This window comes from Alkalicoccobacillus porphyridii, from assembly GCF_007293315.1.
In the GTDB taxonomy this organism is placed as follows: Bacteria; Bacillota; Bacilli; order Bacillales; family Bacillaceae_D; genus Alkalicoccobacillus; species Alkalicoccobacillus porphyridii.
Window position 1 is genome coordinate 85549 of the sequence record NZ_VLXZ01000001.1, and the last position, 24519, is coordinate 110067.

Annotated in this window: 22 protein-coding genes; 3 read left to right on the forward strand and 19 right to left on the reverse strand. The window is 39.4% G+C overall.

From position 1 onward, the window contains the following. Positions 1 to 52: 52 nt before the first annotated feature. The 15 genes from argH to FN960_RS23110 all read right to left on the reverse strand — a co-directional run bounded on the left by argH (position 53) and on the right by FN960_RS23110 (position 15678). Positions 53 to 1441, reverse strand: a complete 1389-nt coding sequence (gene argH / locus FN960_RS00405; RefSeq protein WP_143846399.1) for an argininosuccinate lyase — start codon at positions 1439 to 1441, stop codon at positions 53 to 55. Further along, positions 1438 to 2652, reverse strand: a complete 1215-nt coding sequence (locus FN960_RS00410; RefSeq protein ID WP_143846400.1) for an argininosuccinate synthase — start codon at positions 2650 to 2652, stop codon at positions 1438 to 1440. The genes argH and FN960_RS00410 overlap by 4 nt, the downstream gene beginning before the upstream one ends. 359 nt (positions 2653 to 3011) lie before the next feature. Beyond that, the gene (locus FN960_RS00415; protein WP_143846401.1) at positions 3012 to 4202 is read right to left on the reverse strand and encodes an acetate kinase; all 1191 of its coding nucleotides are present in this window, start codon (positions 4200 to 4202) and stop codon (positions 3012 to 3014) included. Positions 4203 to 4460: 258 nt separating this feature from the next. After that, complete coding sequence (locus tag FN960_RS00420) at positions 4461 to 5450, reverse strand: class I SAM-dependent methyltransferase (RefSeq protein ID WP_143846402.1); 990 nt, start codon at positions 5448 to 5450, stop codon at positions 4461 to 4463. A 106-nt stretch (positions 5451 to 5556) separates the two neighbouring features. After that, positions 5557 to 6057 (reverse strand): thiol peroxidase, encoded by a 501-nt coding sequence (gene tpx / locus FN960_RS00425; protein WP_143846403.1) that lies wholly within the window; start codon positions 6055 to 6057, stop codon positions 5557 to 5559. 80 nt (positions 6058 to 6137) lie between these two features. Beyond that, on the reverse strand, positions 6138 to 6563 hold the full coding sequence (ytfJ, locus tag FN960_RS00430) for a GerW family sporulation protein (protein WP_143846404.1): 426 nt from the start codon (positions 6561 to 6563) through the stop codon (positions 6138 to 6140). Positions 6564 to 6605: 42 nt separating this feature from the next. Continuing rightward, positions 6606 to 7235, reverse strand: a complete 630-nt coding sequence (locus FN960_RS00435; RefSeq protein WP_143846405.1) for a DUF2953 domain-containing protein — start codon at positions 7233 to 7235, stop codon at positions 6606 to 6608. A gap of 88 nt (positions 7236 to 7323) precedes the next feature. After that, positions 7324 to 7884 (reverse strand): RDD family protein, encoded by a 561-nt coding sequence (locus tag FN960_RS00440; protein WP_143846406.1) that lies wholly within the window; start codon positions 7882 to 7884, stop codon positions 7324 to 7326. Between the two features lie 19 nt (positions 7885 to 7903). After that, positions 7904 to 8887: a signal peptide peptidase SppA gene (sppA, locus tag FN960_RS00445; protein WP_143846407.1), complete on the reverse strand. Its 984-nt coding sequence runs from the start codon at positions 8885 to 8887 to the stop codon at positions 7904 to 7906. 36 nt (positions 8888 to 8923) lie between these two features. Continuing rightward, positions 8924 to 10525 carry an amidohydrolase gene (locus tag FN960_RS00450; RefSeq protein WP_143846408.1) on the reverse strand — a complete coding sequence of 534 codons (1602 nt, stop codon included), beginning with the start codon at positions 10523 to 10525 and terminating at the stop codon, positions 8924 to 8926. A gap of 130 nt (positions 10526 to 10655) precedes the next feature. Continuing rightward, complete coding sequence (locus tag FN960_RS00455; RefSeq protein ID WP_143846409.1) at positions 10656 to 10856, reverse strand: alpha/beta-type small acid-soluble spore protein; 201 nt, start codon at positions 10854 to 10856, stop codon at positions 10656 to 10658. A gap of 534 nt (positions 10857 to 11390) precedes the next feature. After that, positions 11391 to 12596 (reverse strand): tRNA uracil 4-sulfurtransferase ThiI, encoded by a 1206-nt coding sequence (thiI, locus tag FN960_RS00460; protein WP_143846410.1) that lies wholly within the window; start codon positions 12594 to 12596, stop codon positions 11391 to 11393. Beyond that, positions 12593 to 13738: a cysteine desulfurase family protein gene (locus FN960_RS00465; RefSeq protein WP_143846411.1), complete on the reverse strand. Its 1146-nt coding sequence runs from the start codon at positions 13736 to 13738 to the stop codon at positions 12593 to 12595. The genes thiI and FN960_RS00465 overlap by 4 nt, the downstream gene beginning before the upstream one ends. A gap of 132 nt (positions 13739 to 13870) precedes the next feature. Next, positions 13871 to 15559, reverse strand: coding sequence for a septation ring formation regulator EzrA (gene ezrA, locus FN960_RS00470; protein WP_185970845.1), 1689 nt, complete (start codon positions 15557 to 15559; stop codon positions 13871 to 13873). Next, positions 15547 to 15678 carry a hypothetical protein gene (locus FN960_RS23110; RefSeq protein WP_260681879.1) on the reverse strand — a complete coding sequence of 44 codons (132 nt, stop codon included), beginning with the start codon at positions 15676 to 15678 and terminating at the stop codon, positions 15547 to 15549. Before FN960_RS23110 ends, ezrA begins: the two co-directional genes overlap by 13 nt. A 191-nt stretch (positions 15679 to 15869) precedes the next feature. Here FN960_RS23110 and hisJ point away from each other — a divergent pair, with 191 nt between their 5' ends. After that, positions 15870 to 16697: a histidinol-phosphatase HisJ gene (gene hisJ / locus FN960_RS00475; RefSeq protein WP_185970846.1), complete on the forward strand. Its 828-nt coding sequence runs from the start codon at positions 15870 to 15872 to the stop codon at positions 16695 to 16697. Positions 16698 to 16788: 91 nt separating this feature from the next. On the opposite strand, the gene refZ is transcribed toward hisJ, so the two are convergent. Beyond that, a complete protein-coding gene (gene refZ / locus FN960_RS00480; protein WP_143846413.1) occupies positions 16789 to 17448 on the reverse strand; it encodes a forespore capture DNA-binding protein RefZ in 660 nt (219 codons plus the stop codon). A 190-nt stretch (positions 17449 to 17638) separates the two neighbouring features. Between refZ and FN960_RS00485 the strand changes: the two genes are divergently transcribed. Continuing rightward, positions 17639 to 18118: a GAF domain-containing protein gene (locus FN960_RS00485; RefSeq protein WP_143846414.1), complete on the forward strand. Its 480-nt coding sequence runs from the start codon at positions 17639 to 17641 to the stop codon at positions 18116 to 18118. A 70-nt stretch (positions 18119 to 18188) separates the two neighbouring features. Here the strand turns inward: FN960_RS00485 and FN960_RS00490 are convergent, their stop codons facing one another. After that, entirely contained in the window at positions 18189 to 20396 is a 2208-nt protein-coding gene (locus FN960_RS00490; RefSeq protein WP_143846415.1) for a sensor domain-containing diguanylate cyclase, read from the reverse strand. A 447-nt stretch (positions 20397 to 20843) separates the two neighbouring features. Between FN960_RS00490 and rpsD the strand changes: the two genes are divergently transcribed. Further along, positions 20844 to 21446 (forward strand): 30S ribosomal protein S4, encoded by a 603-nt coding sequence (gene rpsD, locus FN960_RS00495; RefSeq protein ID WP_143846416.1) that lies wholly within the window; start codon positions 20844 to 20846, stop codon positions 21444 to 21446. Between the two features lie 1040 nt (positions 21447 to 22486). On the opposite strand, the gene FN960_RS00505 is transcribed toward rpsD, so the two are convergent. Together FN960_RS00505 and FN960_RS00510 are read right to left on the reverse strand one after the other, a co-directional pair. Next, on the reverse strand, positions 22487 to 22864 hold the full coding sequence (locus FN960_RS00505; protein ID WP_143846417.1) for a hypothetical protein: 378 nt from the start codon (positions 22862 to 22864) through the stop codon (positions 22487 to 22489). A gap of 173 nt (positions 22865 to 23037) precedes the next feature. Further along, a complete protein-coding gene (locus FN960_RS00510) occupies positions 23038 to 24321 on the reverse strand; it encodes a DUF6270 domain-containing protein (RefSeq protein WP_143846418.1) in 1284 nt (427 codons plus the stop codon). Positions 24322 to 24519: the final 198 nt, after the last annotated feature.

Consider the following 24519-nt stretch of genomic DNA (forward strand, 5'->3'; position numbering starts at 1 on the left):
CCCCTGACCTACTAGTGATGTTCACCATTAGTATGTCAGGGAGTGATTATATTTATGTGTCGGCGTGTACACCAAGAATTGCTTCTGCCTTCTTTAATGCAATACGAACTTGTTCAAAACCAGTTCCTCCAGCACTATTCCGTCTGGCTACCACTGTCTTTGGTTCTAGCACCTCATAGATATCTTTTTCAAATAGCTCATGAGCTTGCTTAAAATCCTCATAGGCTAGATCAAGTAAGAACACACCTTTGTTAATTGCTGTGAGAACAAGCTTGCCTACCACCTCATGAGCGTCACGGAATGGTAAACCTTTTGAAGCCAGATAATCAGCCAGTTCGGTAGCATTGGAAAAGTCATTATGCACAGCCTTTTCCATTACCTCAGTCCGAACATCCATCGTATCAATCATACCTGCAAAAATCTTCAACGAACCTTTTACAGTATGAACGGCATCAAACATTCCCTCTTTGTCTTCCTGCATGTCCTTATTATAAGCAAGAGGAAGACCTTTTAACGTGGTTAAAAGTGAGAATAATCCTCCATACACGCGTCCGGTTTTTCCACGGATCAATTCTGCCATATCCGGGTTTTTCTTTTGAGGCATTATACTACTTCCAGTTGCAAACGCATCGTCCATTTCAATAAATTGAAATTCTTGAGAGGACCAAAGAATAAGTTCTTCACACAAACGAGAGAGATGCATCATCGTTACCGAAGAAGCGCTCAAAAATTCAACGATAAAATCTCGATCACTAACCGCATCTAAACTATTCTCATAAATGCCATCAAACCCTAATAACTCCGCAGAATATGCGCGGTCAATCGGGAAAGTTGTTCCAGCCAAAGCTCCTGCCCCAAGAGGTGACACATTAACCCGTTTTAAGCTATCTTCAAAACGGCTGAAATCGCGCTCAAGCATCCAGAAATAAGCCATTAGATGATGTGCAAACGAAACAGGTTGTGCTCGTTGTAGGTGTGTATAACCTGGAATAAGTGTCTCTACGTGTGAGGAGGCTTGGTTTAAGAGAGCCTGCTGTACATTTCTAACAGCCTCCATAATATTCTTTGTTTCGTTCCGTAGATATAAATGCATGTCTGTAGCTACTTGATCGTTTCTACTTCTCCCAGTATGCAGCTTTCCACCAACTGGTCCAATCTCATCAATTAAAAACTTCTCAAGATTCAAATGAATATCTTCATTTTGCACAGAGAATTCAAGCTCGCCTGCTTTTGCCTTTTCACGTAGAGTTTCAAGGCCTGCTTTAATTTGCTCTGTTTCTTCGGATGAGAGGATACCGCACTTTCCAAGCATCGTCACATGGGCCAAGCTTCCTTGTATATCTTCCATAACAAGGGCTTGGTCAAAACCGATGGATGCACCAAATGCATCCACCCATTCTTCAGCGGTTTTTGTAAATCTGCCGCCCCAAAGCTTTGTCACAGTGTGACCTCACTTTTCTTTTCTTTATTAATCATGCTGTGAACCTTGGTTGGAAGACCCCAAAGTGAAATAAATCCGACTGCTGCATTATGGTCAAACTCATCATCTGGTGTATACGTAGCAAGCTTTTCATTATAAAGAGAGTTCTCTGATTTACGCCCTTCTACAATGGCGTGGCCTTTAAATAATTTTACACGGACTACCCCAGTGACCGACTTTTGTGTTTCTTTTAAGAAAGCCTGTAAAGCTGGCTGTAATGGTGAGAACCACAGTCCTTCATAAATAAGCTCTGTTAATTTCTTCTCAACAACCGGCTTAAAATGAGCCATTTCTTTTGGTAGTGTTAAATCTTCAAGCTCTTTATGAGCGTTAAGAAGCGTAATCGCGCCAGGGCATTCATATACTTCACGTGATTTAATGCCAACAAGACGATTCTCTACATGATCAATACGGCCAACACCATGTTTGCCTGCCACATCATTTAAATGTAGGATCAATTGATCTAGTGGATAAGCCACACCATCAATGGAAACAGGAACACCTTTATCAAAACCAATCTCAATGATATCTGCCTCATCTGGTGTTTTATCAAGTGGTGCTGTTAATTCATATGCACCCTCTGGTGGAGTCGCCCAAGGATCTTCAAGAATTCCACACTCATTGCTACGTCCCCATAAATTCTGGTCCACAGAATATGGGTTATCCAAATCAATTGGAATAGGTATATTGTGTTTCTTTGCATATTCAATCTCTTCATCACGAGACCATGCCCATTCACGCACAGGCGCCAACACTTTTAGATCTGGATTAAGCGCTTGAATAGATACTTCAAAACGCACCTGGTCATTCCCTTTACCAGTACAGCCATGAGCAACAGCTGTTGCTCCCGTCTGTTCAGCAATTTCTACTAGTTTTTTAGAGATAAGCGGACGAGAAAGAGCCGATACAAGTGGATATTTTTGCTCATACATGGCATGTGCTTGAAGAGCCGGAAGAACAAATTCTTCTGCAAACTCTTTTTTCGCATCAATGGTATATGATTGAATGGCTCCGACTGTGAGGGCTTTTTGTTTTACAAACTCCAGGTCTTTGCCTTCCCCCACATCAAGTCCAACAGCAATCACATCGTATCCTTTATCTGTAAGCCATTTAACGGCAACGGATGTATCTAATCCTCCAGAATAAGCTAAAACTACTTTCTCTTTACTCATTACTAGTCCCTCCAGTGAATAATCATACTTTTTTTATTATTTTTATACATGTTCATTTAAAAAAATGAGCCATACAAGGCTTTTAAATAAATCTCAATGCATAAGAAATCATCTTTATTAATTAATATACATAACTTTAACAATCACAGAGCGTTTTGGCAAGAGAAAAGTGTATATTTCTTTTATATAATCTATTATTTTTTTCGGGGTTATCGCAAAAAAATAATCCCTTCTTATAAGTCGTTGGCTAGTTAGAAGCAACTAAAGGAGTAAATAGAGTAGTGTGTTTAAAAAAAGCTTGCCTGCAATTTCTCGTTAGGCGAGAGATTGCTGGCAAGCTTTTTATTTAGAGTCCGTTTTTACAAACCTGACAACCGAATGGCATCCCGTGCAATCATGACTTCTTCATTTGTTGGGATGATGATAATTTTAACCGGGGAGTGCGGATAGTTAATAAACGCTTCTTTGCCGCGTACTTGATTTAAAGATGGATCAAAATAAACACCCATAAATTCTAAACCACGTAATACACGTTCACGAATCACATCACTGTTTTCACCAATTCCCGCTGTAAACACGATGGCATCCAGTCCACTCATACGAGCCGCGTAAGATCCTACATATTTATGAATACGTGAGGTGAAGACGTTAAGAGCCGTTTCTGCTCGCTCATCGCCTGCTTTTGCCTTCTCTTCGATATCACGTAAATCGCTTGAGAAACCAGTAATTCCTAATAAGCCACTACGTTTATTTAATGTATCCAAAACCTCAGCAGCCGTTTGACCAGTCTTCTCCATAATGAAAGGAATAAGCGCTGGGTCGAGGTTTCCTGAGCGTGTGCCCATTGTTACGCCAGCAAGAGGTGTAAAGCCCATGGACGTATCAACTGATTTCCCACCTTTAATGGCAGCAATACTAGCTCCATTTCCCAAATGGCATGATAGAATACGTAATTGATCAAGTGGACGATCTAACAGCTCTGCCGCTCGTTCAGAAACGTACTTATGGGACGTACCATGGAATCCATACTTACGAATACCAAAGTCTTTATAATATTCATAAGGGAGACTGTATAAAAACGACTCTTCAGGCATCGTTTGATGGAAAGCCGTATCAAATACTGCGATAGATGGTACATTCGGTAGGATCTCTTTAAATGCTTTAACTCCCACAATGTTAGCCGGGTTGTGTAACGGGGCAAGCTCTGAAACTGATTCAATACCCGCTAACACCTCATCTGTGATCAGAACTGAATCATTAAATAGCTCTCCACCGTGAACGACACGATGTCCGATTGCATTGATTTCATCCAAAGATTCAATAATTCCAAGACCAGTTAGCTTTTCTAATAGAAGCTTAACCGCAACCTCATGATTCGGGATATCTGTAATTGTTTCATTTTTTTCACCATTCACAGATATTTGAAAGATACTATTGTTTAATCCAATGCGTTCCACAAGTCCTTTTGTTACAACATCTTCTTCAGGCATTGTTAGAAGCTGAAATTTCAGTGATGAACTTCCAGCATTAATTGCCATAACTTTAGACATAAAAAAAGCCCACTCCTTTTTATAGACACCTAATCTATCCAAACTTTTGAGGTGTCCTTCTTCTCTTATTTAAGCATCGAAACCCTTGTAATTCAAGTGTTACAGGTGATTTTGCACGCACGAAAGAAGAAGTTATTTAATTCTGAACATAATCATTAGTACATGAAATCTGTTCTACTAATCAGTAGACATGCCATACTAAAAGACTTTAAAGCGCTTCCTCTATTTTCTTATTCTTAATGAACACCTCGTGTTGTATTACAGCCTTAGTTCTTGAGCAAACCAATCGTTTATTCGCTCCATCATATCTGCAAGTGCTTCTTTTTTGTCAAATGAAGGTAGCTCCGCTAATAAAGCGTGTCTAGGGACAATCGTTTTTTCCCCTTTTTTCTGAAGAAGCAAAAAGCTTTTTCCTTGCTGCTCTGCATGAAACATTGTTTTAGGCAATTGAAGTAACGAAAGAATAACCGTCTCGTCTTTTAAGAATGCATGCAGTTGATCTGCTTGGTCGCTTTCAAATAAAAAGTTCGGCACTAAATACAACGCGTATCCACCTGGTGTGAGCGATCGAATCCCCTGCTCTATCATGAGATGATGAATATAAGCATGTCCTTCAACTGCCTTTAAAGAATACGTTGAGGCAATCTCGTCCTTTGGATAATAGCCAATAGGAAGATCTGTGACAACAAGATCGCTCTTATTCAATGACATTTGCAGGCTATCCTGATGATAGAGCTCCAATTGATGTTGTTGTAGATTTGCGTTTGCATAGGCAATATGAAGCAAAGTCTCATCCGCCTCAAATCCACTAGCTTCAAGCTTCAATGGAGAGTGGTTTAATATCGTTGTTAGTAGGTTCCCTGTTCCAACGGCTAAATCAAGTAATTTTATTGCTTGATTCTTATCATGTTGGCCCGTAATCTTATTGATAATATATGAAGCAAACAGACTCACAGCATCAGGTGTCATAGAATGATGTGGCTGCGTTGCTCCCTTCATGCCCTTAAGAACACTCATTTGAAAGGCTTTACGTACTACCTCTCTATCTAATACATCCACATCAATGGCTGCCAGCTGTTGGTTTAGCTGATCGGTTAACTCCATTTTTTGTGTTTTGTCCCCAAAGAGGTGGGTACCTATTTCTGCAATGGCATCCAAATACGTTATGTCCTTTTGCTTTTCTAAAAAAAGTGCCCCCTCATCAATATATTGGTATAATTCATCAAAGCTCGTCTTCGTCACGTTCATCCCACTCCTCTATACAAATACTGACTCCATTCATCGCTTTGCTATTGTACAGGAGATTCCCTACGGATACAATAAATCCCGCTGGAGACCAGCGGGATTTTCACTACTAATTTGCCTTTTTAGCGGCTTCAATTGCTTGTTCATAATCTGGGTGATTTGTCGCCTCAGATACATATTCAGCGTGTACTATCGTATCGTTTGAGTCTACCACAAACACAGCTCTTGCCAGTAGACGCAGCTCCTCTAATACAAGCCCGTAGGCAGTTCCAAAGGAAAGGTCCTTGTGATCTGATAATGTTTTGACGTGGTCAAGTCCGGAAGCTGCGCACCAGCGTCGTTGTGCAAAAGGAAGATCGACACTAATCGTTAAAACGTCCACATTTCCAACCTCGCCAACCGCTTCATTAAACTTACGCGTTTGGGCATCACATACCCCGGTGTCAATAGAAGGAATTACACTAATGAGTCGTACACGGTTTTTAGAATCCGCTAACGTGACTTCTGATAAATCATTGGCCAGCACCTTAAAATCCGGAGCTTTGTCACCTATTTTTACTTCGTTGCCCAATACAGTCATTGGTTTTTCTTTAAATGTAATAGCTACCATATACTTTTCCTCCTTGGTAATGATGTGTCCTATCTTTCATCATACTTGAAGGTTGTCTTATTCAGCAAGAATATCGCTGTTTAAAATGGAGGCTGATCTGGGTGGTGTTCTTTTTGGTGGTTCGATGCTTTGATCATACTTTGAATTTTTTCAGTCACCTGAGGAGCTAAATCAAGTAGACGCTCATACAAATGAGTTTGACTATCAAGGTGAACCATTTTAATCCCTGATTTCCCCACTACTAAAAACGCAATAGGTGTGATGGAAACACCGCCCCCGCTACCGCCTCCAAAAGGATGCGTATGCTCTTCACCGGACTGCCCTTTATGGTCAATGATAAATTCGCTTCCACCTGCAGCAAATCCAAACCCTACCTTTGAGATGGGCATAATAACACTACCATCAGGTGTTTCAACAGGGTCACCCACAATTGTATTCACATCCACCATTTCTTTTAAATTCTCCATAGCGGTTTTCATTAGACCTTGAATAGGATGATCTGACATTACTTATTCCTCCTTAGACTCATTCTTCTAAAATTATTGATTTTAATAATGTCGCACTGGACGCTGTCTCCAATGTCGTAAAACTGTTATTCCTGCGTGAATAGCTTGCCCCACTCGAAATGAAAACATGCAGGAAAACTCCGTGTGTACCAGGTTTTGCTGATATAAAGGGGCAACTTGAATAAAAGGGAGCTGTAAAACCTTTGCATAGTGACTAATGATCCCTATCACTAGCGACTTTCCTGTCCAAATATAGCCTGTTATCTGGGCTGTTAAAGGGGCATCCCCTATTCCAAATTCTGTTTTCCACTCAAGGGTATGTACATGAATATGTTTAAATATTGGCTTCACTTGCTTATGCAGTCGTTGCAAAAAAGTTAGCCACTCTTGCACCGTTTGATAGCTATATAGAAGGTCCACTAAACCTAATCGTTTTTTCTTTTGATTGGTGTTGTTCATGGTTTTTTCTTTTTCTTCTACCACTACTCCTTTTTCACCCGTTTTTATTACTGGGATGTTCAGTGTGTAAACGGTAAACGAAAGAATATGAATAGATATCTTTGCTGTTTGTTTCTTATGAATATAGGCAACGTATACACTAACCTTGATTTGAATAAACCAAATACAAACAAGAATAATAAGGATCCCTAGGATAATCCAAACCCAAATCATGTATTTCCTCCCTCCTACTTCCTAGCTTGTCCGCAACACATACAAATAAACCTGCCCACGAATGGACAGGTTTACAAGCTTGCGTTACTTATTTTTTATCGTGAATAACATATGTGTCTGCAACTAAATCATGTAGCCCTTTTTTTGCTGGAACAAAGGCTACAAATAAATAAAGCCATAAAAACAAGTACGGAATTCCAAATATGACGACATGGTACATCAACCTCACAATTCCCTCACGAAACAGAATTTGTTTCCAATTCAATGATTCACCCTCTGAGGAAACTACTTTGATGCCTAATACCATTTTTCCCACTGTTTTTCCGTAAAACTTAGTCATCAAAGCAAAGTACACGAAAAACGTTCCTGCATATAAAAAGGTTTGAGTGGCGAATATACCAATGGATTGAAAGCCATCAGGGAGAAACAAAAACCAAGAGTTAATAAATATACTTTGTATAGAAAATACTACAATTAAATCAAGTAAAAAAGCCCAAAGCCTCACCCAAAATCCTGCATAAACAACTTCCTCTGATTTTTCCTCTAAGATCTCAGAAGAGAGTCCATCGTCTTTTAAGCTCTCGGTATCTTTGCTCTTTAAACGAGCTCTTCTAGAACGGGCAAGTGGAAAATAGGCATGATCACTCATATAGGTTCACTCCCCTTTCTCAATCAGTATATAGATACTTTAATGTTGGCGCTCGATGCTCAAAAATAAGCTTTTGCAGCATCGTTAATTCTGGATCTGGACCAAATAATTTTTGGGCAGTCATTCCGAAGAAATCATACATCCCACCCATATAATCATAGGTGACTACGCGATAATCGCCGCCCCCTAATTCTTCACTTAGTAAACCAATGGTGTCATCAAGATTTCCTAAGTCATCAACTAATCCATTCTCAAAAGCTTGATTACCACTATAAATTCGACCATCTGCAATTTCGCGCACGGTTTCTTCATCCATGTTACGACCTTCAGATATAACCCTCACGAATTCATTATAGGATTCGTCTACCATTGATTGCAGGATGTCTCTTTCATCATCTGTCATTTCTTTATATGGAGACATGATATCTTTAAATGGACCGCTTTTAATTGTATTAAAGGATACACCATAGTTTTCAGCTAGCTCAGCAAAATTAATGGACTCCATAATAACCCCAATGGACCCTGTAATTGTACTTGGACTAGCCACAATTCGATCAGCCGGCGCTGCAATATAGTAACCACCAGAAGCCGCCATGTTCCCCATTGATATGTAAACAGGTTTCTCATGTTCTTCCTGAGCCGCTACAATTTTTTCATGGATTTCATCACTTTCCAACACCCCACCACCAGGAGTGTTTACTCGAATAATGATTCCATCTACCGTGTTATCTTCTCCAGCCATTTCAAGCTGAGTTAAAAATGCTTGATGGTCATATATATCGCCACCAAATAACCCTTGGCTGCCAGTATCTTGAATAACCCCATCCAGATTTAAAACAACCAATTTACCGGCAGCTCCCTCTTGCAGCTGTGTTTCTGTAAAGTCAGTCCCTACATATTCATCAAAATCAAAGTTTGCAAATCCAACGGCTAAATTTGTAATGGTGGAGATCATTAATAAACCTACTACCACACCCAATGCCGTCCATCGTTTCCAATTCATATTTCCACTCCCTCTAAAAACACTGTGGTATTTTTACTACTTATTTTCGTTTTGATACATAATGGTATCGTCTACTATTGTCATAAGTACGTCAGATTGGAGAAAATCCTCTGGATCACACGTAAACAAATTATGAGTTAGCACCGTAAAGTCAGCATCATACCCTTCTGCTAGTATTCCTCGTCTTTCCTCAAGACCAGTGGCGTAGGCGCTGCCAGAAGTAAATAGCTGTAAGGCTTCAAAGCGGCTAAGCTTTTCATGAGGCAAATATCCCTCATGCTCAAGCTCAGCCGGATGTCTTCGGGTAATCGCTGCATGCATACCAAGTAGCGGACTTGGTGGCTCTATCGGTGCATCCGAACCCCCTGCACAATGAAGACCTTCATCTAATAATGTCTTCCAAGCAAATGCCGAATCCAGTCTTTGGTTGCCCAATCTCTCTTCTACCCACGGAAAATCTGTCGCTACAAATCGAGGCTGTAAATCTAAGATGACTGGCAAATCCTTTAATCTTTTTATTAAACTTGGCCTTGTCACCTGTAGATGAATTAGCCTGTCTCTGCCCTCAATCGGTGGATATTGCTCTAATGCATCTATAGCATATTCAAGAGCAGCATCCCCAATTACGTGGATAGCTACAGGTAGCTTAAAATCTCTCGCTTTTTTAACCAAGGCAAAAAGCTCTTCCCTTGAGTGCATCGCCACTCCATAGTTTTCAGGGTCATCCTCATAAGGCTCAGATAGAAAAGCCGTTCGTCCCCCTAATGCACCGTCAGCAAAAATCTTCATGGATCCAATGTCAAGGAAGGGAGAGAGATTCCCACCTTTAAAACCGGCACTTATCATGTTTTCTATTTGTTCATGATGAATTAATAAATTGACACGGAACTTATATCCATCCTTATGTATTAACGATTGAAATACATCAATGGTTTCAGAAAAACCATTATAATAATTCATATCCTCCGTATGACCGCCTGTAATTCCTTGCGCAAGCAGGTCTTTCACTGAATGATTCAATGCACGCGTGACATATTCTTTATTAACTGATGGCATGACATTCTTCACTAAGTCCACAGCTGCGTCCATTAAATAGCCTGTTGGCTCACCGAAGGCATCTCGTTCTATGACTCCACCTGATGGATCAGGTGTATCTTTAGTAATACCAGCGTTGCGTAATGCCATTGTATTAACGATTGCCGCATGACGACATATACGTGAGGCATACAGTGGTCGATTTGAACTAATCTCATCTAATTCTAGGCGGGTGAATATTTTTCGATCTTCAAAGGAGTTTTCATTCCAGCCCTCTGCAATCACCCAGTCCCCCTCTGATTGTTCGTTAGCCTTTTTAATGAGGAGTTCTTTCATTTGATTTGAGGAGGTAACCGTGGAAAGGTCGAGACTAAGCAACTTTTCGCCGTGCCCAATCATATGTAAGTGACTATCTACGAATCCTGGATACACATATCCACCTCGTACATCCTTTATGCTTGTAATCTCTTGCTCATATCTTCTAAGTAATTCTTCTTTTGTACCAATTTCTACTATACGTCCCTCACGTACAAACACTGCCTCAACCGAGTCATCTGGTTGCTTTAAAGTAAAAAAGGTTCCATTATGCCAAAGTGTACCCATTTTTTTCTTCCCTTCATTTAATCTGCACACACTAGCTCTATCGTGACAGATTCACGGTCAATCGGCAATAACTTTGCTCCAATTAAAAAGAGGAAGCTCAGGGGCTTCCTCTAATCCATTACTTATGATATTAATAGCTACCGCCTAGTTGCTTTTCAGCTGCTTGTACAAGACGTTTTGTGATTTCTCCTCCTACAGAACCGTTTGCACGAGCTGTAGAATCTGGTCCTAATTGAACACCGAATTCTGAAGCGATTTCGTATTTCATTTGGTCAAGAGCTTGTTGGACACCAGGTACAACAAGTTGGTTTGAACTTTTGTTATCTGCCATGTCTCTCACCTCCTTCGGTACTAATAGAATGACCAAGGAGAAAAATATCATGCACAGATAAAAATGGTAATTATTTGTTCTGATTTTTTGGTTAAGATCTATTGATGCCGACACCTGCAGGAAAAACAGGACGTCACTGAAAAAGTCATATAATAATGAGCTGAATGGCGCCGCTACAGGAGAACCCTACGCTTTCCGCGGGAACGGCCTCAGCCCTCGAAGTGGAAAACCATCACTTCGATGTCTTCAGACTCGTTCTGTTCCGCAGGAGTCTTCGGGTTCTCCTTCCGCTAACGTTCTGACTTAAACAATTGATGGACGTTCACAGTCTTAGAAAGATCGTTTTTCAGTGGCTTCGATGAACAGGCTTATTATAATGAACGGGCTTGTATGGTTAGAAGGGTGCTTGGCCTCGGGTAAGTGACCACTATCTTGAGAGCGACAGAAGAAAAAAACAAAACTTTAGCTGTTATCTTTCTTTGAACATCAAATTCTCGAGGAAATTCACACAAAAGTATGGACTCAGGTGATTTTTTAAAATAAATCCTCAATAGCTTGTTCAACCTCATCTAGATTTGTTAGATCTAGTATCTCAGTACCTTCTAAAGCCTTTTCTACATAATGATCTACTTTTATATATTGCTCAAATTTATGCGCATGCTTACGAGATGGCCTTGTCTTAGAATCCGATGGGAGAAAAATTGTGCAACAATCCTCGTAAGGCAAAATGGACGTTTCATACGTACCAATATGCTTAGCCATTTCGATAACCTCCAACTTGTCCATTGTGACTAATGGTCGAATAATTGGAAGGTTTGTGACTTCATTAATTGTTTGAATGCTGTGAAGCGTCTGGCTAGCCACCTGACCAATACTATCACCTGTGGCAATTCCTTGGATATTTCTCTCTTCTGCGATTCTTGAAGCTATCCTCATCATCATTCTTCTCATAATTGTCATTTGAAAGTTGCTTGGAGCTTCATCACGAATATGCGTTTGAATGTCGGTAAAAGGAACCATATGAATTTTTATTTGGCCGCCAAATTGGTTCAGCCTTTTTGCCAGGTCAATGACTTTTTGTTTTGCGCGTTCACTCGTATACGGCGGACTGTGAAAATGGATAGCTTCAAGATCCACCCCACGCTTCATTGTTAAATAACCGGCTACAGGACTGTCAATTCCACCAGAAAGCATTAACAGAAGCTTACCGCTTGTGCCTGCAGGTAAGCCACCCGAACCTTTAAAAGCACTGGTTGTGATATACGTTGCAGTCTCTCGTACTTCAACATGGATGATCGCATCTGGATGATGGACGTCTACCTTTATATCCTCGGTATTTGCCAACACAAAGCCGCCAATCTTATGATTGAGGGTTTGTGAGTCAATTGGAAAAGGCTTGTAAGCACGACGGGTCACGATTTTAAAGGTACGCACATCTCCCTCTGATTCTTTAATTGCCTTCAACGCACCTTTTTGCATCTCTGAAACTTCATTATCAACACGAATAGCAAGGCTAAAGGAATGAATACCAAAGATATGTTTTAATGGTCCGATCACGTTAGCGGGATCTGCCCCATTTAACTCAAGAACAATTCTTCCAAACGTACGTTTCACTTTGATTCCTTCTACTGGTTTCAGAACCTGTCTGATATTAGATAAAAGCTGCTTCTCAAACGACACACGGTTTTTACCCTTTAGGGCAAGCTCTCCATAACGAATTAATACATGATCATATTTCATTTTCCCACCACTTTCTTAATACTTGGAAGCAATGTGGATAGGACCTGAATAAATGTATCAATTTCCTCTTGGGTAGAGTCAAAAGATAAACTGATTCTTAGTGCACTACTTGCCACTTCTTCTCCTTTTCCCATTGCAAGTAATACTCGACTTGGCTCATTTAACTTTGATGAGCATGCTGATTGCGTTGATATATATATTTCTTGCTCTGCTAGCTTTTGTACTATGACTTCTGGTTTATAACCTGGGACGGATACATTTATAATATGTGGAGCCGATTCTTGATGTGGAGTATTTACCACACATTCATCGAGCAGACTAAAATGCTCAACAAGCTTAAGCTGGAGTTGTTGTAAATGCGTCATTCTGGAACTCGCTTTTTCACATTCCATTTTATAGGCTTTTGCCATGGCTGCGATTCCGGCCACATTTTCAGTTCCTCCACGAAATCCTCCCTCTTGCTCGCCACCATGCGCTTGTGATTTCACATGAATTCCCGGACGAATATATAATAGAGCTGAACCCTTTAGTCCATGAAATTTGTGTGCTGATAGGGTTAACAAATCAATGCCTGCTCTTTTGATGGAAAGCGGGACCTTGCCTGCACCTTGAACATGATCTACATGAAAACGGATTTGAGGATATTTACGTAACAATGTACCAATCTCATAAATTGGTTGAATCGTGCCTGTTTCGTTATTAACATGACTTATTGAAACCAAAACCGTATCCTTAGTCAGCGCCTTTTCTAAATCAGATATTGTAATTTTGCCTGTCTCATCTACGGGAAGGTACGTTACCTGATAGCCTTCTTTTTCAAGCTCTTTGAAGCTTTGATAAACGGAGGCGTGCTCTGCCGCTGTCGTAATTAGATGATTCTTCTTATGCAGTGTAGATCGTAATGAGCCTTTTATAGCTAGATTATTGCTTTCTGTGCCCCCAGAGGTGAAATAAATCCCCGATGACTCCACATCCAAAAGCTCCGCCATGATACTTCTCGCTCGGTTTAGCACTTTTTCGGATTCCATCCCTAATTTGTGAAGCGAGGATGGATTTCCAAAAAAACGTTCCGAGACTGAAAGATATGTTTGTAACGCCTCTTGAGATGGGCGTGTTGTCGCACTATTATCAAGATAAATCATTGTAGGTTTCTCCTTTACCTTTCAACCACTTGCCCGTTTATCGTAGCATCAACTTCCGAAAATAACAAAAACATAACCAAACGAAAAAAGCTCCCAATGAAACAGGAGCTTTTTATTAGGTCACCTTAACGATCACGCGGACACGTGCTCTGATACCCGTTCAACGACACCCTTCTCAAAGGGCTCTACAGCTCGTACGGCACATTCAATCGCTTCATCGTACTCATAATGTCGGAAGAGCCGTTCTGCTTGATTCAATAGACCTCTTGTCTCCTCGCTACGATTTCGATAGCGATTGCTGTATTGAATTACACGTTCAGCTAATTGCGCGCTTTTTATCGTTTCACTTATCAGTTCATCGTTTTCTTCAATAATGGAGATCGCATTTTCAACCTTTTCATTTACATGAATCATTTCAAGAGGGACCTGATTTAATAAGTCCACCGCCTCTTGAATCTGTTGATCTCCTTCTTCGAGTCGTTCCAACGCTCTAGCTGGCAGACCTGGTATATTGCTTTTGCGTAAGACTCGTTTTCCTTCCAACATAACGGCACGTAATCTGGAGATGGTTTCCTTAGCCTTCATCTCCTCTTCACGAAGCTCATACAGCTTACCGGAGCTTTGCTTAATTTGCTCTGTTAGCTCTTGGAGGCGACCTTCCCATTCCTTAACCATTTCAAAGATCGAGGTAAAGGTTTGTTTCTCATTTTCTGTGACATCAACTATGACTTGTAGCTGCTTACTCATTTCTGTCATTTGTTTGGAGAGGCCTTCTTGAGAATCAACATCTTCCTTTGACAAACGATAGCTTTGCTGGACATGGCTAAGCTCTTGAAGAAGCTTATGTAAAGCCTTCCCTGTTAACTCAAGCTGATGCTTTAAATGTGGAAGCTTCTCAAGGGTTTGCTGCTTAGATTGAACCTCTTCATCCAACGTGTCATAAATCTGTTCAATCTGTTGATGAATCGAGTTGATTCGCTCCTCAGCTTTCTCTGTCTGAAGGTTTTCTAGATCCTTCAAAATATCGTCTGCTTCTTTTTTCATCTCTTGAAGCTTTGGCTCTAGAACAAGCGGCTCAAGCTGATAGCCTTTTTCTTGCATATCTGCTATCCCAGCTTCCAAGTTCTTTATCTCACCTGGAATCGTCGTTCTAATTTGTACCATGAGCTTTGGAATTCGTTCCGCTTGAATTTCAACGTCAAGAAGCGTCTCTTTTAGGCTAAGCAGCTCTTGCCTTGCTTGGAGATAACTACCTTCCTTTGTGGCCTCATCAAATGAATTAAGTCCTTTTTTGACGATGTCCATGTTTTCATCTAGTTTTTGAATGGCTTCATTAAAGGAGCCACGCTTTTTAAGTAACTCAGAAGAAAGACTTGAATACTTTTCACGTAACTCACCAATTTCAGCCCGGTTTTTCTGTTCACTTGTGACAAGCTGTTCAATCTCATCAACCATGATATCTAGTTGGGTATCAATACTTTCAAGACGATCGGTTGTGGTTCGAGCAAGCTCCTTGGCTTTTTTAATTTGATATTTATTTGCGTACTCCTCAATATCAAATAAAGTTTCTTCAACGTCCGGCATAATCTGACCAATAATTTCATCCCAATCATTACGCCAAAGCTCAAATTTCTGTTCGGTTTCGCCCGCCATTTGTAATTGTTTCACCTTGGCAATTTCTTCTGGAATGGGTCGGGACATAATTCCATTCTTTTTTTCTTCTAACTTATCTACATCTTTGTATACATTCTTTCTTATGTACATACCAAATATATAGGCGATCACGACCAGCGCCAAGATCGTTATAATTAAATAAACCACGTGAGAACTCCCTTCTCTTGCTCCAATAATACAATGTCATATTCTCTAGTTTTAATCATAGTAGCTTGCGTGATAATCATATGTAATGTTAACGATGTAATGGTTTGTCCTTCAACCATAAACTAATCCTCATGTATGTATTTTCTCTAAGAATCCTCAAAATCCTCTTTTATTCGTGAAATGATCGAGTTTTTTCAACATATAAATATGTATTATGATACCATGAAACCATGTTTTTGTGTGCTTCTTTTCAATTAACTGTTTAAAGAATTCGTGACATATCAAAATGTTGAAATGAAAGGTGAGTATATTGATATTATACGATGGGCATGTCCACACGCCGTTTTGTCCTCATGGCACAAAAGATACATTGGCTTCCTACTGCGAACAAGCTATTAAAGCTGGTCTTAAGGGAATTTCGTTTACTGAGCACGCCCCCCTACCAGAAGGATTTACTGATACGGCACCAAAACAAGATAGTGCGATGTCCAAACAAGACTTCTATAGCTATATCGAAGAGGTCCAAGCTGTACGTTCCATCTACCAAGATCATTTAGCAATTGGAATTGGTTTAGAGGTAGATTATATTGAGGGTTTTGAAGAACAAACCGCATTACTTTTAAATGAGGTAGGTCCCTTTCTTACCGACAGTATCCTCTCTGTTCATTTCCTGAAACATGGCGACACTTATACGTGTATGGATTATAGTCCTGACGTATTAATTAGTCTTGCTTCTTCTTTGGGATCCATTGATGCGGTACATACGCTTTATTATCAAACCGTGTTAAAATCGATCCAAGAAGATCTTGGCCCATACAAGCCTCGACGAATTGGACATATGACTCTTGCAAACAAATTTCAAATAAAGGCACCGCCGAGTCGTTCATTCATTAGGGAGCAGGATGCTATATTAAGTGCCTTGCTTTCAGGAAGATACAGCTTAGACTTTAATGTCGCCGGTTTACGAAAGCCACTCTGCAAGGAAACGTACCCGCCACTAACTGTTGCTAAACAAGCTGCAAGCATGGGCATCCCCCTTGTTTTTGGTTCCGATGCGCATCAGTATAAGGAGATGGATCATTCGCCCGACGATTATCAGGGGCTTAGCTTTACAGCACCTATCTCTATAAGCGAGTAACTTTTAGCTACAGAAAGAGCCTAGCGATTATGTGTGAAACGAACAAAATCGCTAGGCTCTTCTATGCTATTCATACGATACTTATCAAAATTCACTCCGCTTTCCACTGGGTTTCCATCTGTCGAACACGAATGGTTGTTTTTTTTGGTTGAGAGTTTAACCCTGCTCCAACCCAATGAGATAGATGCTCCATGTATCGATCTGTAAAATAAGGCTCTTTAGGAGACAGCTGAAACAGCTCCCATAAATATTGTGGATACATAAAAGGTAAGGTCATCATACTTCGAAGCTGAATAATAATAAAGTCCACAGGCTGTTTAACAATCTGACCAGATCGCATACCTTGCTTTAATAACTGCGAGAGCTCATGCTTTTCCTTTTGTAAATACGTTGACATCACTTCTCTAACTAAAGTTGAGTCAAATGACATTTCGCGGTGAACCATTCTAGCGAGCTCATGATGGGCTCGCTGATATTCAATTAATTCTCGTACTAATGAAATCACTGATTCATACGCAGAATCTGATAGTGGTTCTTTACTGCCTTTTTCTAAAGCTTTCATGTATCCCTCATAAAATTTAATCATCAACGTTTCAAATAACCCTTTTTTCCCTCCAAAATAATATGAAACCAAAGCAATATTAACCGATGCAGCTTGGGCAATGTCCCGAACCGATGTTCCATGGTAGCCTTGTCGATGAAACAGCGTAGTAGCAGATGTTAAAATTTTGTCTTTGGTTGCCTGGCTCATATGACCCCTCCACTCAGACTATTTGCTATTAAGTAGTTCGACCTTTTAGATACCATGCCCTGCTGATCTTCTTGGTTTATACCCACAAATCGTCTGACAAAATCCTCTTAATGAAGCATTCTTTTTGCTGAATAGACACGCATCATGTAAACTTAAGTCGATGATTATGAAATGAAAGTGAGTGACGAACATGTTTCAATCTTCTTCCTATTCAACTGACCTAACCGAAGCATATGAACAGCTTCATAAACAGCTTGATGCTCTTCTAACTGGAGAGAATGACCTTGTAGCCAATCTTTCCAATGCCAGTTCACTCTTAAATCAATTTCTTGAGAATGTGAATTGGGTTGGTTTTTATGTGACAAAAGAAACGGAATTAGTGCTTGGACCATTTCAAGGTTTACCCGCTTGCGTGCGAATTCCTTTCGGCAAAGGAGTTTGTGGCACGGCTGCTGCACAGCAAGAAACGCTTCGTATACCTGATGTCCACGAATTTCCTGGCCACATTGCTTGTGATGCGGCTTCAAGATCAGAGATTGTCATTCCAATGATCAAAGACGGATTTACAGTAGGTGTTCTTGATATAGACAGTCCAACAGTGGATCGGTTTACAGAAACAGATGAAGTCCATTTGAAAACATTTGTTGAGATCTTGATGAAGCATATTTAACTTTATAACAACAGGGCTCTGGAGATTACTCTCCAGAGCCCTGTTTGATGTGAACTTATTTATAGCACAATTAATCCATTAAAATGACTTGGTTTTTTCCTTCTTTTTTTGCTTTATACAATCCGGCATCAGCATGCTTAAATAATGAGCCTGAAGAAATTGTTTTGACATCCTCCTTCCCCCAAAAGGACACTCCACAAGATATTGTTACATTAGGATTGGTCTCCGTCGCTACAGCCTTTACAATACGTTTAGCTATTTCTATCCCTGTGTTAAGCTTTACTTTGGGCAGATATACTGCCAGCTCTTCACCGCCCCATCTAGCAGCAATATCCGTTTCTCGTATGTTCTGACGAATGATATTCGCTACCTGTACGATAATTTCATCTCCTATTTGGTGACCGTAGGTATCATTTATTCGTTTAAAGTTATCAATATCAATAAGCAAAAAGGTACCATTCTCATGTTCTTCTAAGGATTGGTCCATACTTGCTTCCAAATGATTTCTTGAATGTAAATTGGTCAAATGATCGGTAATAACAAGCTTTTCAAGCTCTTCATGCAGAAGGGTATTTGTGAAAGCCAATGTTGAATGATGAACCAATGACTGCAATAACTTAAAGCTTTCAAAAGTAAAATGATAGGATTCTTGATGGGTGACAAATACAGCCCCATGCACGGATTGTTTATGTACCATTGGAATAGCTAACATAGAACGAAAAAGACCCGACTCGACATCAGGGTGAAGACTGGTATCACCTATATAAATGGAATCTTTTTTTGTGAGCAGCTGCCCAATCAGTTTAGTAAATCGTTCAATGTTCTCTGCTTCTTGAAAAAACACAGTGCCGCTTTGATGAATCACAGAATGATCATTTCGATCAAACAGTAGAAAACCAACCTCTTCCGCTCCAAATGCATCCTGAATCTGTATAGTCATACTCTCAATCAAATCATTTAAATTTAGATTCATATTAATTTGATGGGTTGCTTTATTAATTAGCTTCAAGTCATGTATTAAGTCTCGAGACTGCTTGTAGAGCTCTGCATTTTCTAAAGCATTTCCTCCTGTGTCAGCTAAAAGCTCTATAAAAGAAACCTCTTCCTTTGGTAGGGTTTCAAGCTCCTTTACAAGCACCTCCAGTACCCCATAAATCCCTTGCTTCCCTCTGAGTGGTACAAATAAATGCACACAGTGATTCTCTTGATCACAGTCAACCTGCTTCATCCCTGTTAGAAAAGCATGCTCCGCTTTGGCATTCATTCCTTCTGATCCATAAAGTAGGGGTTTAATTGGAAGCTCCTTTTCAACCTCCCATTCATGAGAAAGCATAAGATAGACTTCAAACGCAGGGTACGTCTTCTTTATGGCGTACACGATTTTATCTAGAACCTCACTAATATCCATAGTAGAATGAAATTTCTTCGTGACCTCAAGCAAAAGATCTCTTTTTCTTGCTTCACTCTCTTCTAAATCTAGCTCGTACCCTTTAGTTAAAAGCTTTTGCAGCCATACAAGCTTTGGTTTGAGGACCATTAATTCATCTAAATCCGCACTAAAAATAAGACAGGACACACAGGAATGTTGTTGAATAATCGGTACTATAAGATGCTCCAACTGCGCTTCCCCTATTATTTTCCCTTGATAGGTTATACATTCGTCAGAATCATTGTTCACCAATAGGTTTGTAACCATTTGCTCTGCTCTAAATACTTCTTGAATAGGCTTACGTTCCCAGCCAAGACGATGCTTCATACCACTGTCTCGACTATCTAAGACGGCAAGTTCAATGTGCAGGTTTGACCGTTGTAGACAAGTTAGCAATGACTGAACTAATGGAAGATAGTTTACTTGATAATCGGCTTCTTCAAGCAAATGCTCAGCTGTTAAATATGTTAAAGCATAATCAGTTTGCTTCTGCTTTAGCCACTCAAATACAGGTAGATAATTCAGCTTGGAACCCGATGGTGTGATCATACCGAACTTGATTTGTGGAAGCTCCCCAACCGAGAAAGAATGCTCTGATTCTATATATTGAAATGACTGAGTTGACTCCAGGTTGCATAGTCCCGTCCAATCCTGTTGGTACTCAAGTAGAGCATTAGATAATGCTGAGGAAGGAGGACCAATTTGTTTGGCAGAAACCATAGCCTGATCCGTTCTTAAGGTAAGAATTAACGATTCATTCGGATCTATTGGCCAATCGTTAGAAAATAACACTCTGTTCCATACAGGTGTATAATCTTCATTATGTAATATATCCACTGCCCCGTTCATTCTATCACCACCACATGATAAGACCTTACGTCTTAATCTATTTCAATCATATTAAAATTCTCCATGTCCTACATATAATTTATGTGTTTCCCCATTTATACCTATTGAAAACGTTAACTTTTCAAATTAATAAGATAATATACCTCATTATAATACATTACATTCCATATATCCATGACTTTTTTCGTATTTAATAAGGCACCCTTTGATTTGGATATTGACTTCCACTTTCAATCTAGATATAATGTAATTTGTGTGAAATGAGACAGCCAAGGTAAGCTTGGTTCAGGTTGATTCTATTCCTCAATGCGGCTGTAAAGTATATTGAGGTGTATCGCGTAACCTCCTGCTGTCGAGGCGAAGGTGCATGAAAATAGAATGCTTGTCCTAAGAGATTGCCACGCGGTTGTTATTTTGCAACATTCAAAATAACAGGAGGATTCACCTATGTCACGTTATACAGGTCCATCTTGGAAGCTTTCCCGTCGTCTTGGGATTTCGCTTACAGGAACAGGAAAAGAATTAGAAAAGCGTCCTTACGCACCAGGTCAACACGGTCCAAACCAAAGAAAGAAACTTTCTGAGTATGGTTTACAACTTCAAGAGAAGCAAAAGCTTCGCCACATGTACGGAGTGAACGAGCGTCAATTCCGTCGTACATTTGATATCGCTGGAAAAATGAGTGGTATCCACGGTGAAAACTTCATGATTCTTCTTGAGTCACGTCTTGACAACATTGTATACCGTCTAGGTCTTGCTCGCACTCGTCGTGCAGCACGTCAGTTAGTAAACCACGGTCACGTTACTGTTGATGGTAAACGTGTAGATATCCCATCTTACCGTGTAACTCCAGGTCAGCAAATTGGTCTTCGTGAAACTTCACGTAACCTTACTGCTGTTAAAGAAGCTGTTGAAGTAACGAACTTTGTTCCAGCTTACGTATCATTTGATGCTGAGAAGCTTGAAGGATCTTACACTCGTCTTCCTGAGCGTTCTGAGCTACCTGCTGAGATCACTGAAGCACTTATCGTTGAGTTCTACTCTCGTTAAGAAAAACGGATTGATTTTAAGAATTGTAAAAGCCCTGATATTGTTGTTAAATCAACATTTCGAGGCTTTTTCTTTTTTATAAACTTTGCATTAAAACGCATTAAATGAATTAGTTTTCGGCTGGTTTCGAGTTTTAAAATTTGAGCGTGGTCCAGGCGTATGTGAAGAAGTAAATTTAATTTGAATCATCCTAACTTAATCCCATAAACCATCTAAAGAAAATATGCTTTGATACTACAAACTTCTTTCCTACCCTAACAACATGAAATGGTGGATCGTTTAGTAACTCATTTACTTGCCTTTGACCAATACCTAAAATTTCTTTGATATGTTTGACATCGAGCGAATTAGGATATTTCTCTAAATCCAATTGAAGCTCATTTGTAGTAGCCTCATTTTTATTAATTAATTTATCTTCATATTGCCTCCTTTGTACTCTCACCTCATTTAGAAGATCTCAAAGTACGTCTTCAATATGTTCTACATTTTTTTCTAATTAAAGATCCGTTTTATCCTTAATAAACCCTTTTGACAATTCAAACGCTCCTTAAATTAAATATTATAATTATAAGCTATACTTCTTAATTCAACTTCGTTTTTTTTGTGACACTAAATGAAAAGATCTTCTGGTCACATCGTACCTACCCTCTCCAATTACCCACACTCGAGGGAATACAAGTTTATTATTCTTAGGTTGCCATGTTTCATTGTGCCATTCCTCCCCGTAGAAAAACGATTCGTGCCGATCCATCTTTGTCTTAAAAACCTTAGCGCTATACTTCGTTCGTTGTACTTCGATGTAGAATGGATCTTTTCTCCATATACAGAACACATCCGGTTCAACTGTGCCTTTGTCGCTTAGCTTAGGCTCTACATCAAATATTCTAGGAACCTCGACTTCGTACAGCTACATGTAGACATCGAGAATAGCCAAGAAGTGAGGAATTTTCGCGCTTTCTTTTTTAAGCTGCTGTTCAATATGATGATAAAAGTATTGGTTTCAATCCGTAATGGCGTTCACATGACCATCTGCAACATCCTTATAAAACTGGATTATTTAGAACGAACCATACAAGACTAGCGGTCAATGCAATCGGCACACATACCTTTACTCCAACTACTATTCTCTCTGCTATAATTACCACTTGATTCGAAGCGAAATGTCTTTCTAGATAAGCTGATAAAACAGTAGCAAAGCTAAACCTCCTAAAAGCATGTATCCTTTTGCGACAACAGGGGATAATTGAAGTATGCCATCTAAAAAAATGGTGGTTATCATATAAAAATCCTACAGCTGTCGCAAAGATCGGTTTGGCTGTTTCTAATTGTCCGCTGTGACTCACAGTCGGTTGGATCAGTGAAGCGTTCGGGTAATAGGCTTTAATTGATTCAAGCAAACGCTCTGTAAGTGTTGCCAAGGATCAGAAACAAATTAAGATTGAATTGGATAATGGGGAATTTGATTATATAGAGTTCGAGTGTTTACGGAGCGTTAATATTTTATAAATAAAAAGAAGCCTCTAGTCACCGAAGAGGCTTTATTCCTATTATGTCCCCGCAATCAGAGACATTGTAGTTCATATTATCATAATTACTTTAATAGAGTAAGCTTTATATCTTTGTATTCAACTTCACCGTTTCTCACTAAGAATGGACCGATTTTAGCATACAAACCTGTTAAAGGCTTGATTGTATGCTCGAGCGTCACCCATTCTCCTTCTTCTATATCACTTGGTAAAATAACATAGTCACTATAAACGGAATCTTTCTCGGCGGTCAGAAACAACCTTCTAAAAACTCTCACTGCAAAAATTCTAGGATTTTTTATTAACTCTTTATTTTTAACTCTAATTTTAAATGTTATTTTGTATTCACGCTTTCCGTTAGCTTCAACCCGCATGGCGTTAGTCCAACATTGAAAATACATATCTTTCTCAGCATCGAGTGAAGATATCATAACTCGCGGAGAGTCTGTTTCGTCATTTTCAACTTTAAACTCTTCCACCCAATGAGACCAGTACTCTTTACCTTCACTAAAATCACCATTAATAGCAAGGTTCATTTCTTCATCTATAGGCTTCGAAGCTTCTTTTTTCTCAAGAAGGTCATCCAGTGCAATTTTTAATAACTTTTTATTGAAGTCATAATAAAAATCGTCTGTATAATGAACATAATGCGGACCCCATTTGTGGTCGCTATTTGCCTTATAATTAAAGTCCCCGTAATCCATATATTTAACATCGTGATTTTCGATAATATATTGATCCATTCTTGACCACATCTTGTTCTTAAATTCAATGTCTCCAATGTAACCTCGTATCTGTGTGACAGATTTAAGTTGTCCTGTCGCAGAATCATAATACTCATTAACGAGTCTTGCTTTATTAATGACGACTTTAGTTTTTGGTAGATATGTGTTCTTATAATCCATAAACTTATCTACGCTTTCTTTCCACAACTCGAAATAAGTTTCAGGATCATCTTCTATTGTTAATTTCCCTTTTGCATTCTTTTGGTATAGATTAATATGCTTAAAATAATTATATGTATTAGTTATATAAGAATCGTTGTATTGTACTACTCCATGAAGGCAGTCTCCAGAAAAATCCAAGATCAAATAGTCGGTAGGTATCGTTCTAAGACGTTCCAATATGGTTTTATTAAGTTCAGTAATGAAGTGTTCCTTATAAAAATATTCCAACTTACTGCTATATTCTTTCTCTTCAAAAGGTATCCTATCAGCCATTAATGAGATCATTGACATATGATATTGGTACACCTTCATATCAAAGTATTCTTTGTAATTAGGCGATATGGCAGAGTTGAAATTATCTCGGCTAACACAAGAGCCGATAATCGATGTCGTGATATTCATGCATAACTCCCTTTGCTTATTTTTACCATAATCATAACAGTGAACCGGTTACTTCTCAATAATTATTATAAAGCCCCTCCAATCGGAAGGGCTTGTGTTCCATCGATGCTACATCTTGAAATGAATAGAACTCACAGGGGAATTATTTATAGTATAGGTTTTCGTCACGCATCCTATACACCTGCATACACTTTTGTT

Bases quoted from the DNA above. Each gene is read 5' to 3' on its own strand.
- FN960_RS00410 (WP_143846400.1), bottom strand. From the start codon at position 2,652: ATGAGTAAAGAGAAAGTAGTTTTAGCTTATTCTGGAGGATTAGATACA.
- FN960_RS00415 (WP_143846401.1), bottom strand. From the start codon at position 4,202: ATGTCTAAAGTTATGGCAATTAATGCTGGAAGTTCATCACTGAAATTT.
- FN960_RS00420 (WP_143846402.1), bottom strand. From the start codon at position 5,450: ATGAACGTGACGAAGACGAGCTTTGATGAATTATACCAATATATTGAT.
- tpx (WP_143846403.1), bottom strand. From the start codon at position 6,057: ATGGTAGCTATTACATTTAAAGAAAAACCAATGACTGTATTGGGCAAC.
- ytfJ (WP_143846404.1), bottom strand. From the start codon at position 6,563: ATGTCAGATCATCCTATTCAAGGTCTAATGAAAACCGCTATGGAGAAT.
- FN960_RS00435 (WP_143846405.1), bottom strand. From the start codon at position 7,235: ATGATTTGGGTTTGGATTATCCTAGGGATCCTTATTATTCTTGTTTGT.
- FN960_RS00440 (WP_143846406.1), bottom strand. From the start codon at position 7,884: ATGAGTGATCATGCCTATTTTCCACTTGCCCGTTCTAGAAGAGCTCGT.
- sppA (WP_143846407.1), bottom strand. From the start codon at position 8,887: ATGAATTGGAAACGATGGACGGCATTGGGTGTGGTAGTAGGTTTATTA.
- FN960_RS00450 (WP_143846408.1), bottom strand. From the start codon at position 10,525: ATGGGTACACTTTGGCATAATGGAACCTTTTTTACTTTAAAGCAACCA.
- FN960_RS00455 (WP_143846409.1), bottom strand. From the start codon at position 10,856: ATGGCAGATAACAAAAGTTCAAACCAACTTGTTGTACCTGGTGTCCAA.
- thiI (WP_143846410.1), bottom strand. From the start codon at position 12,596: ATGAAATATGATCATGTATTAATTCGTTATGGAGAGCTTGCCCTAAAG.
- FN960_RS00465 (WP_143846411.1), bottom strand. From the start codon at position 13,738: ATGATTTATCTTGATAATAGTGCGACAACACGCCCATCTCAAGAGGCG.
- FN960_RS23110 (WP_260681879.1), bottom strand. From the start codon at position 15,678: ATGGTTGAAGGACAAACCATTACATCGTTAACATTACATATGATTATC.
- refZ (WP_143846413.1), bottom strand. From the start codon at position 17,448: ATGAGCCAGGCAACCAAAGACAAAATTTTAACATCTGCTACTACGCTG.
- FN960_RS00485 (WP_143846414.1), top strand. From the start codon at position 17,639: ATGTTTCAATCTTCTTCCTATTCAACTGACCTAACCGAAGCATATGAA.
- FN960_RS00490 (WP_143846415.1), bottom strand. From the start codon at position 20,396: ATGAACGGGGCAGTGGATATATTACATAATGAAGATTATACACCTGTA.
- rpsD (WP_143846416.1), top strand. From the start codon at position 20,844: ATGTCACGTTATACAGGTCCATCTTGGAAGCTTTCCCGTCGTCTTGGG.
- FN960_RS00510 (WP_143846418.1), bottom strand. From the start codon at position 24,321: ATGAATATCACGACATCGATTATCGGCTCTTGTGTTAGCCGAGATAAT.